This is a genomic window from Micrococcus sp. HSID17227, from assembly GCF_003989405.1.
In the GTDB taxonomy this organism is placed as follows: domain Bacteria; phylum Actinomycetota; class Actinomycetes; order Actinomycetales; family Micrococcaceae; genus Micrococcus; species Micrococcus luteus.
Window position 1 is genome coordinate 1 of record NZ_RBLN01000403.1, and the last position, 1,344, is coordinate 1,344.

The following is a 1,344-nucleotide window of genomic DNA, read 5'->3' on the forward strand; positions in this document are numbered from 1 at the left end:
GGCGTCCAGCACGACCGCGCGCAGCGGGGCCACCGCGTCATCCGCGTCCTCACCCGCGGCCGGCGGGCCGGCCAGGGCCTGTGCCTCCACGCGACGCTGACGCGCGGCGCCGCCGTCGTCGATCATCGCCTGGACGCCGGCGAGCTCCGCCGCGCAGCCCAGCCGCTCGGCGACCGGGGTCAGTCGCTCGATCTCCGCCGGCAGGTGCTCCGCCAGCGGGACCTGGGTGCCCCGGGCGTCCACGATCACGGTGGCGTCCATGCCGTACCGGGCGGCGCGCCACTTGTTCTCCTGCACGTGCCACGGCGGCAGGACCTCGACCGTCTCACCGCGCTCCAGGCTCGCGGACAGGTCGTCCACGAGGCACTGCGTGTAGGCGGTCACGGCGGCGATCTCCTCGAGCGTGGCCAGGCCGTCGCACGCGCGCATCTCCACCGTGCCCAGGCGGGGCACGGCCCGCACGTCCCAGCGGCACTCGGTGACGTCCGCGATCATGCCCACCTGCTCCATCTGGGCCACGCAGCGCTCGAAGTCCTCCCACTCCTGGAACTGGAACGGCAGGCCGGCCGTGGGCAGCTGCTGGAACAGGAGGGTGCGCTGGGACTGGTAGCCCGTGTCCGTACCCGCCCAGAAGGGGGAGGAGGCCGAGAGTGCGAGCAGGTGCGGCACGCGGTTGACCAGGCCGTTCACCACCGGCATGGCCTTGGAGACGTCGTCCAGGCCCACGTGCACGTGCACGCCGAAGATCAGCAGCTGCCGACCCCAGTACTGGGTGAGATCCAGCATGCGGTCGTAGCGCTCACTGGGCGTCGAGGGCTGCGCGATCGCGTCCGCGAACGGGTGCGTGCCCTGGCAGAACAGGGAGATGCCCCGCGCAGCCGCGGCGTCGGCCACGCGCGCGGCGATCCGGCCGAGGTCCGCCGTCGCGGCGTCGACGCGCTCGTGCACGCCCGTGACGAGCTCCACCGTGTTCTGCAGCAGCTCGCTGGTCATGTGCGGGTTCACGTCGTCCTCGGCGAGGCCCTCGGTCGCATGCAGGGTGCGCAGCAGGTCCGGGGCCTCGGAGCGCAGCTCGCCGGACACGGCATCCACGAGCGCGAGCTCCCACTCGATTCCGAGAGTGGACTGCGCGGAGTCGGCGAAGGGCAGAGTCATGCCGCCCATCCTAGAAGCCCGTGCCGGGTCTGCGCCCGGGGTCCACGCTTCGGACCTAGGGTGGGGCGCATGGCCCGCCCCCGCCCCGCCTCCCGCCCGCCGCGCCCCACGGCCGCCGCCTCGGAGGCGGACGACACCGCCCTGGCCCCCGTCCTCGAGCCGGAGGGCCGCGCACTGCTCGACTCCCTC

The 1,344-nt window shown here is 73.9% G+C and carries 1 protein-coding gene; it reads right to left on the reverse strand.

What is annotated here, in order from left to right; translation table 11 throughout:
• A partial coding sequence (locus D8M29_RS12245) for a glutamate--cysteine ligase (RefSeq protein ID WP_127446024.1) occupies nt 1–1,155 on the reverse strand: 1,155 nt, incomplete at its 3' end.
• Nucleotides 1,156–1,344 lie beyond the last annotated feature (189 nt).